The sequence below is a fragment of the Reyranella sp. genome (assembly GCF_050185545.1).
In the GTDB taxonomy this organism is placed as follows: Bacteria; Pseudomonadota; Alphaproteobacteria; order Reyranellales; family Reyranellaceae; genus Reyranella.
In genome coordinates this window covers 1-8,783 of sequence record NZ_JBFWZI010000250.1, presented here as the reverse complement: position 1 = coordinate 8,783, position 8,783 = coordinate 1, and the positions used below count along the sequence as shown (strand labels likewise).

Genomic DNA, 8,783 nt, shown 5'->3' with positions numbered 1-8,783 from the left:
GCGCCGCTCGACATTCACCGCGCCACCGTCCTGCCCGAGTGGATCGACTGGAACGGCCACATGAACGTCGGCTTCTACGTCGTCGCCTTCGACAAGGCGACCGACACGCTGTTCGCCCAGTTCGGCTGCAGCTGGGAGTACACGCGCGAGAAGATCGGCATGACCTTCGTGCTCGAAGCGCATGTCACCTACGACCGCGAGGTCAAGGAAGGCGATCCGCTGCGCATCACAACGCAAGTCCTCGACTACGACGCCAAGCGCCTGCACGTCATCCACGCCATGTACCACGCCACCGAAGGCTACCTCGCCGCCACCAACGAGCTGATGCTGATGAATATCGATTATGCCACTCGCCGGTCGGCGCCGTGGCCCGACTTCGCCATGGAGCGGCTGCACAAGCTTGCCGCCGCACACAAGGGCCTGCCCGTGCCGCCTCAGACCGGCCGCGTCATCGGCATCAAGCGCAAGAGCTGATCGATGCGAGAGTCGTTGCCGTATGAGCTTCCCGAGCTGGTGACGCGCGCACCGCTCGATGTTCACCGCTCGGTCGTGCTGCCCGAATGGGTCGACTGGAACGGCCACATGAACGTCGCCTTCTACGTCGCCGCCTTCGACCAGGCGTCGGGCGCCTTCATGCGCAACATGGGACTGGGCCGACCCTATGTCGATGGCAAGCACGGCATGACCTTCGTGCTCGAGACGCACGTTACCTACGACCGCGAGATGCGCGGTGGCGCACCGATGCGCTTCGCCACCCAATTGCTTGCGCGCGACGCCAAGCGCGTCCACCTCTATCATGACATGTACCACGCCGAGCAAGGCTACCTCGCCGCGACCAACGAGGTGATCGTAATGAACATCGACTACGCCACCCGCCGCTCGGCGCCGTGGCCTGCGCCGGTAGCCGAGCGGCTGGAGACGCTTTGGCAGGCGCACCAAAATCTGCCGCGACCCGCCAATGCAGGCCGGGTGATGGGGTTGGCGAGGAAGTAGGTACACTCGGGACTTCAAGCCCCTTCATCGATCAACAACGCCCTCATCCTGAGGAGCGAGCGCAGCGAGCGTCTCGAAGGATGGGCAACTGGGACCCTCGTTGGTGCCCATCCTTCGAGACACGCCCTTCGGGCGCTCCTCAGGATGAGGTGGGGGTGGCGAGATGGGCTGTTTGCCCGCTACTCTCGCGCCAGCGCGTCCAGCGCCTCGCCGCTCAGCCGATAAGGCAGCCAGTTGCGGATCCATCTGAATCCGATGCGCTCGTAGAAGCCGCGCGCCGGGTTCCAGTCGAGCACGTTGAGGTCGATGCGCTTGTAGCCCTTGGCGACGCACTTCTTCGCCAGGGCGCCCATCAGCGCGCGGGCGACGCCGCCGCGCCGCTCCTCGGGCACGACCCAGATGTCCTCGATGAAGATGCCGCGCGCCGCGGTCCAGACCGAGTAGTTGAAGGTATAGAGCACGAAGCCCACCGGCGTGCCGGCGCGCTCGGCGATCAGGGCGGCGAACTGCGGATGATCGCCGAACCCGTCGCGCGCCAGGCTCTGCGGCGTCGAGCGCACGGCATCGGGCTCGTCCTCGTAGGTCGCGAGATCGACGGAGAAACGGTGCAGCAGGTCGACGTCGTCGACCGTCGCCGGACGCACGATCAGGTCGGCCGTCATGTTCTTTTGGACCGCGGGCGTCCCGCCCGCTCATACTCTTCCGGACCTTGGGCGTCCTGGGCGCGGCCTACCGCGTCGGACTCGCCTCTGATCATGAGCGGCGCATGTGAATGCGCCGGGCGGGCGAGACGCCCGCGGTCCGGAAGTGCATAAAGGTGAACGGGCGGAGCGCCCGCAGTCCGGGAGAGAATCGCCATCAAGCGTCAGGCTCCAGCGTCGACCATACCTCGCGGTCGCGTTCTACCGTCCAGATGCGCGGATGGTCGAGCCCCTTTGCTTCGTCGTAGGCGCGCGCGACGTCGAACGGCATGACGTGCTCGAAGATCGCCCACTTGCCGTAGCGCGGCTGCAGCAGCCCCATCGCCTTGTCGTAGGCCTGCTTCAGCGTCTCGCCGGCTTCGGCGCTCGCCGAGACCGCGCCGAAGAGATCGGCCAGGAACATCTCCGTGTCGCCAATCCCCTGCCCGACCGCGTCCTCGCCGATCAGCGGATCGCCGCGCCCCGGCACCAGCGCCTGCGGCGCCAGCCCACGCAGCCTCGCCAGCGTGCGCGGCCAGTCCTTGAGATGGCCGTCGCCGGCATAGGGCGTGGCGCCGGCTTCGACCAGATCGCCGCTGAACAGGGTGCGTTCCTCGGGCAGCCAGACGACGGTATCTCCCTTGGTATGGCCGCGGCCGGCATGGAGAATGTCGACCTGCAGACTCCCCAGCCAGATCGTCATGCGATCGCGAAAGGTGATGGTGGGCCAGGTCAACCCGGGAATAGCGTCCATCGCCTTGAACAGGCGGGGAAAGCGCTGGGCTTCCGACTTGTAGTCTTGCGCGCCACGCTCGACGATCAGCTCGCGCGTCGCCTCGCTGCTGATCACGTGCTGCGGCGCGAAGGCAGTGGCGCCCAGCGCCCGCAAGGCGTGGTAGTTCGACAGCACCACGTACTTGATCGGCTTGTCGGTCACGCTGCGCACATGCTCGATCACCGCCTCGGCGGTCCGTGGCGTCGCCTGTGCATCGACCACCATCACCGCGTCGTCGCCAACCACGATCCCAGTGTTGGGATCGCCATCGGCCGTGAAGGCGTAGGCATTCTCCGAGACGCGTCTGAACGCGACCCTTCGCTCCGCCGTGTCCGCCCGCGAGGCGAATGGCCTTGCCATCGAGCTCTCCCCGCCGTTCGCCGGCCGCAGCGTCAGTCGGAGCCGAACTTGTGATAGTAGCGCGCGCGATCGCCCGTCCGCACGGTGACGTCGAAGGAATCGCTGTCGCGTTCCATGCGCAGCGTCACCGCCGTGCCGGCCGGTCCGCTGGCCCACAGCTTGCGATAGAAGTCGGCGATGTCGTCGAGCACCTCGCCGTTCAGCGCCTGCAGGATGTCGTGGCGCTGCAGGCCGGCGCGGTCGGCCGGCCCGCCATCGGAGATGCCGCCGATCACGAGCTGGCCCATGTGCTCGACAGTATGGAGGCCGAGCCAGGGACGTGGCGGCGTCGCCAGGCGCCCGTTGGCCACCAGTTCCTGGAAGATCGGCTTCAGGCGGTTGATCGGGACGTACATGTTGCCGGGGAAGGCCGGCGCGCCCGGTCCCAGAGCCTCCTGGACCAGCAGCGAGCCGACGCCGAGCAGGGTGCCGTCCTGGCCGATCAGCGCCGAGCCACCCCACAGCGGATAGGCCGGCACAGTGAAGATGGCGTTGTCGAGCAGGTACTCCCAGTAGCCGGCAAACTCGCGCCGGCCGGCGACCTTGACCTTGAGGGTCGCCTTCTCGCCGCCGAGCCCGGCGACGAAGGCCTCGCTGCGCAGCTCCAGGACATCGGAATCGCCGAAGCGCATCGGCCGGAAGCCCATCGGCTGTTCGGTCCGCACCAGGCCGAAGCCGCTCTCGTAATCATACCCGACGACATAGGCCGGCCATTCTCCGCCTTCGATGTCGGTGATCGTCACCGTGCTGGCTTCCATGATCAGGTAGCCGATGGTGACGATCAGGCCCTGATCGTCGATCAGGATACCATGACCCTCGCGCTCGGTGCCGAGCGACTGGGCCGAGCGGCGGTCCTTGGGAATGGTGGTGCGCAGGCCGACCACGGCCGGCAGCGCCCCGGCGATCGCCGCGGGCAGGTTGGACACCCCGGGCATCCGCGCTTCGACAGCCTCGCGGCCTGTCGGATGATGATGACCCGCACCATTAGAAGAACCGTTCAACCCTCGGGCCATGGCCAGACTCCCATATTTCTACTCGCCTATCCCGGCGGCGACGGGATCGCGCCCGGTCGCCACGGGAAGACATGCCGAGTCCCCGTCTATCCAAGATAGGCGTATGCCGTCCCGATTGCTATATGACGCTGCATGGCGCCCCCCGCCGATCCGTTTGAAATCACCGACGATCCCGCGCCGTCCGATCCGCCGCCGGCGCGGCGCACCGTTGCGCCCTCTGCACACCTGGAGGGTCTGAACGAGCAGCAACGCCTCGCGGTGACGCACGAAGGCGGCCCTCTGCTGGTCCTGGCCGGCGCCGGCACCGGCAAGACGCGCGTGCTGACCACCCGGATCGCCCACCTGCTGATCACCGGGCGCGCCTGGCCGTCGCAGATCCTCGCCGTCACCTTCACCAACAAGGCGGCGCGCGAAATGCTCGATCGCGTCGCCAGCCTGATCGGCGGCGCCGCCGACGGCATGTGGCTCGGCACCTTCCATTCCGTCGGCGTGCGCATGCTGCGCCGCCATGCCGAGCTGGTCGGGCTCAAGAGCAACTTCACCATCCTCGACACCGACGACCAGACACGGCTGATCAAGCAGCTGCTGCAAGCCGAGGACATCGACGACAAGAAATGGCCGGCGCGGATCCTGTCGGGCATCATCCAGCGCTGGAAAGATCGCGCGCTGCCTCCAGACAAGGTCTCGCGCGACGACGCCGGCGATTTCGCCAATGGCAAGTCGGTCGAGATCTATCGCCAGTACCAGCAGCGCCTCGCCGAGGTGAACGCGGTCGATTTCGGTGACCTGGTGATGCACTGCGTAACCCTGTGGCAGCAGCATCCCGACATCCTGGCGCTATACCATCGCCGCTTTCGCCATATCCTGGTCGACGAGTACCAGGACACCAACGTGGCGCAGTACCTGTGGCTCCGGCTGTTGGCGCAGGGCACGCCTGACGTCTGCTGCGTCGGCGACGACGATCAGTCGATCTACGGCTGGCGTGGCGCCGAGGTGGGCAACATCCTGCGCTTCGAGAAGGATTTCCCGGGCGCCACGATCGTCCGGCTGGAGCGCAACTACCGCTCGACGCCGCACATCCTGGCTGCCGCCTCGCATCTGATCTCGCACAACGAGGGCCGGCTCGGAAAGACCCTGTGGACAGATCTCAAGGAAGGCGAGCGCATCTCCTTGCGCGGCGTGTGGGACGGCGACGAGGAGGCGCGCACCATCGGCGAGGAAATCGAGGCCCTGCAGCGCGACAAGCACCCGCTCGGCCAGATCGCCATCCTGGTGCGCGCCGGCTTCCAGACGCGCGAGTTCGAGGAACGCTTCATCACCCTCGGCCTGCCCTACCGGGTGATCGGCGGACCGCGCTTCTACGAGCGGGCGGAGATCCGCGATGCCCTGGCCTACTGCCGGGTCACCGTGCAGCACGACGACGATCTGGCGTTCGAGCGCATCTTCAACACGCCGCGCCGCGGCCTCGGCGACTCCGCGCTGCGCATCCTGCGCATCATCCAGCGGGCTCAGAAGGTGTCGCTGTTCGAGGCGGCGCGGCGGGCGCTGGAGACGGACGAGCTGAAGGCCCGGCCGCGCAAGATCCTGGGCGATCTGGTGCGCAGCTTCGAGCGCTGGCGCTCCATGCTCGACGGCATCAGCCACGTCGAGGTGGTCGAGAGCATTCTCGACGAATCGGGCTACACCGACATGCTGCGTCTCGACCGCTCGCCGGAAGCGGAAGGCCGGCTCGAGAATCTGAAGGAGTTCGTCAACGCCCTGCAGGAGTTCGACACCCTTCCCGCCTTCCTGGAGCACGTCGCCCTGCTCACCGACAATGCCGAGCGGGCGGGCAGCGACATGGTCAGCATCATGACCCTGCATGCGGCCAAGGGCCTCGAGTTCGACACCGTGTTCCTGCCCGGATGGGAGGAAGGCCTGTTCCCCAACCAGCGCGCACTCGACGACAAGCGCATGGCGGGGCTCGAGGAGGAGCGGCGACTGGCCTATGTCGGCCTGACGCGCGCGCGCAAGCGGGCCTATGTGTCGTTCGCCGCCAACCGGCGCGTCTTCAACCAGTGGCAGGCTGCCCTGCCCTCGCGCTTCCTGCGCGAGTTGCCGAACGGCCATCTCGCCGAGAGCAGCGACGCCGGCCTCTACGCCACCTACTCGGCCGGCCATCATGGCGGCCTGCGCGACCAGGCGAGCGGCTTCGACTACGAGAGCCTGGGTGTAACCTCGGCCGGCCGGCGCACCCGCTGGCGCGACGAGACCTTCGACGACCGTCGCGCCGTCGAAGGCGACCGGCCGGAGTTCAGCATCGGCCTGCGCGTGTTCCACCAGAAATTCGGGTACGGCCGCATCATCGCCGTCGACGGCAACAAGCTCGACATCGAGTTCGAGAAGGCCGGCCCCAAGAAGGTCCTGGACAGCTTCATCGAGGCGGCATGAGTCGTATCGAGATCATGGTCTTCCGGACCGCGGGCGTCCCGCCTGCTCATCGTCTTGATCATGAGCGGGCGGGACGCCCGCGGTCCGAATGAGCATGAACATCGGCAAGGCCGCCTTCGTCGTCGCCGCGAACGAACGCGCCGCGTGGGAAGACGCCCTGGAGGAACGACTGCTCGAGGCGGGCTTCGTCGTGAGTAGCCGCGAGATGTCGCGCGACGGGCCGTGGCGAATCGAGATCGTCGGCGAGGAGCCATACGCCGCGGTCGCTGCCGCAATCCAGGACGCCGCGCGGGCCCGCGGACTCGAAGAACCGACATGGCAGTGGCAGGCCTTGCCCGACAGGGACTGGGTCGGCGAGAACCAGCGGTCTTTCCAGCCGTTTGTCGTCGGGCCATTCTGGGTCCATCCGTCGCATGCCACCGAACCGCCGCCTGCCGGCGCACTGCCGCTACGCATCGATGCCGGGCTGGCCTTCGGCACCGGCACGCACGCAACGACGCGCGGCTGCCTCGAGCTCCTGGCGATGCTCGACCCCGCATCAACGGCGAACGCGGTCGATGTCGGCTGCGGCAGCGGCATTCTCGCAATCGCCATGGCCAAGTTGTGGCGACGCCCGGTGCTGGGCGGCGACAACGATGCGCAGGCGGTCGAGGTCGCGAAGGAAAATGCGACGCTGAACGGCGTCGGCGAGCTTTGCCATTTCGTCCATTCTGTTGGCCTTGCCGCCGTCGGGCTGGCGGACCGCGCGCCATTCGATCTGATCGTAGCCAACATCCTGGCCGGCCCCCTCACCGAGCTCTCGGAGTCGTTCGCCGCTGCCGTCCGGCCGGGCGGCAGGGTGCTGCTGAGCGGCCTGCTGGTCGAGCAGGCCGGCCATCTGCTCGCCGTTTACGCCCGCCGTGGGTTCGCTTTCGAACGACGCATCGACCTCGAATCCAGTGGCGCCTGGTGGCGCACATTGCTGCTGAAACGGGACCAAGCCCGATAGCGGGGCTGTCGTTGACGGCCAACTCGTTCGCGCTGGCGGGCGCGCCCCCAGCGCATGAGCTTTGCTGATTTCCGGTGGTTCGGTCTTCTGCCCGGCGAGACGGCGCGCGACGACTCTCGCGGCGCATCTTGCCGCCCCGCCGTCGCCTCCCCTACCCTCGCGTTCGACGGCCTCGTGCCGTCCATCGCCCGGGAGAGGAATGCACCCATGAAAGCCGCCGTCCTGTACGAAGCGAACAAGCCGCTGGTCATCGAGGAAGTGGGCCTGCGCAAGCCGGGATCGCGCGAGGTGCTGATCCGCACTGCCTGCGCCGGCCTCTGTCACTCCGACCTGCACTTCATGGAAGGGTTGTTCCCGCACCCGCTGCCCGCCGTGATCGGTCACGAATCGGCCGGCATCGTCGAGGAGGTCGGCTCCGACGTCACCTACGTCAGGAAGGGCGATCATGTCGTCACCTGCCTGTCGGTGTTCTGCGGCACCTGCGAGCAGTGTACGTCGGGCCGCCCGGCGATCTGCACCAACACCGACGTCAAGCTGCCGCCCGGCGTGTCGACCCGCATAACCTGGAACAAGACCGGCCCGATCCACCAGTTTCTCAACATGTCGTCGTTCGCCGAGCAGATGCTGGTGCACGAGAACGCGATCGTGAAGATCCGCGAGGACATGCCGCTCGACCGGGCGGCGCTGATCGGCTGCGGTGTCATGACCGGCGCCGGTGCAATCTTCAACACCGCCAAGGTGGCACCGGGCGAGACCGTCGTCGTGCTGGGCTGCGGCGGCATCGGGATGGCGGCCATCAACGGCGCCGCCATCGCCGGCGCCGGCCGCATCATCGCCGTCGACACCAACCCGACCAAGCTGCAGCTCGCCACCAAGCTCGGCGCCACCGACATCGTCGACGTGCGCAACGGCGATCCGGTCGCCCAGGTCAAGGAGCTGACCAAGGGCCAGGTGCATCACGCGATCGAGGCGGTCGGCGCCAAGATCACCGCCGAGCAGGCGTTCCAGATGCTCGGGCCGGGTGGCGTGGCGACCATCATCGGCATGATCCCGTTCGGCACCAAGATCGAGTTGCACGGCATCGAGTTCCTGCGCGGCGAGAAGAAGATCCAGGGCTCCTCGATGGGCTCCAACCGCTTCCGGGTCGACATGCCCCGGCTGATCGAGCACTACATGAGGGGCCGCCTGCAGCTCGACGACTGGATCTCCGCCCGCATCAAGCTGTCGGAGATCAACGACGGCTTCGCCAACATGAAGTCCGGCAAGGTCCTGCGCTCGGTCATCATGTTCGATGCGTAGATCGATCTTCCTCTGGGGAGGTGTCGCGCCATACGGCGACGGCGGGGTCATGCTCATGTGGACCGCGGGCGTCTCGCCCGCTCACGGAGGCGCAAGAGCGGGCGAGACGCCCGCCGTCCGGGATACCCTGTCCCCCCCCCCCGCGGATGCCGGGGCACCACCCCAGCGAAGCGGGGGATAAAAGTAAAAGGGCCGGCGTTCGCCGG

General features: G+C 67.3%; 8 protein-coding genes. 5 read left to right on the top strand and 3 right to left on the bottom strand.

Going from position 1 to position 8,783, the window contains the following annotated elements:
- Positions 1-474, top strand: a 474-nt coding sequence (locus AB7O82_RS34865; protein WP_428621520.1) for a thioesterase family protein, incomplete at its 5' end; no start/stop codon positions are given.
- A gap of 3 nt (positions 475-477) precedes the next feature.
- Positions 478-993, top strand: a complete 516-nt coding sequence (locus AB7O82_RS34860; protein WP_428550693.1) for a thioesterase family protein — start codon at positions 478-480, stop codon at positions 991-993.
- Between the two features lie 179 nt (positions 994-1,172).
- On the opposite strand, the gene AB7O82_RS34855 is transcribed toward AB7O82_RS34860, so the two are convergent.
- The 3 genes from AB7O82_RS34855 to AB7O82_RS34845 all read right to left on the bottom strand — a co-directional run bounded on the left by AB7O82_RS34855 (position 1,173) and on the right by AB7O82_RS34845 (position 3,773).
- On the bottom strand, positions 1,173-1,655 hold the full coding sequence (locus AB7O82_RS34855) for an N-acetyltransferase family protein (protein WP_428550696.1): 483 nt from the start codon (positions 1,653-1,655) through the stop codon (positions 1,173-1,175).
- 196 nt (positions 1,656-1,851) lie between these two features.
- Positions 1,852-2,808 (bottom strand): MBL fold metallo-hydrolase, encoded by a 957-nt coding sequence (locus tag AB7O82_RS34850; RefSeq protein WP_428550699.1) that lies wholly within the window; start codon positions 2,806-2,808, stop codon positions 1,852-1,854.
- Between the two features lie 32 nt (positions 2,809-2,840).
- Positions 2,841-3,773, bottom strand: a complete 933-nt coding sequence (locus AB7O82_RS34845) for a S1C family serine protease (protein WP_428550701.1) — start codon at positions 3,771-3,773, stop codon at positions 2,841-2,843.
- A 219-nt stretch (positions 3,774-3,992) separates the two neighbouring features.
- On the opposite strand from AB7O82_RS34845, the gene AB7O82_RS34840 reads away from it, so the two are divergent.
- From AB7O82_RS34840 to AB7O82_RS34830, 3 genes are all read left to right on the top strand, one after another.
- A complete protein-coding gene (locus AB7O82_RS34840) occupies positions 3,993-6,290 on the top strand; it encodes an ATP-dependent helicase (protein ID WP_428621518.1) in 2,298 nt (765 codons plus the stop codon).
- 94 nt (positions 6,291-6,384) lie between these two features.
- Entirely contained in the window at positions 6,385-7,278 is an 894-nt protein-coding gene (locus tag AB7O82_RS34835) for a 50S ribosomal protein L11 methyltransferase (RefSeq protein WP_428621516.1), read from the top strand.
- A gap of 207 nt (positions 7,279-7,485) precedes the next feature.
- Positions 7,486-8,577: a Zn-dependent alcohol dehydrogenase gene (locus AB7O82_RS34830; RefSeq protein WP_428550709.1), complete on the top strand. Its 1,092-nt coding sequence runs from the start codon at positions 7,486-7,488 to the stop codon at positions 8,575-8,577.
- Positions 8,578-8,783 lie beyond the last annotated feature (206 nt).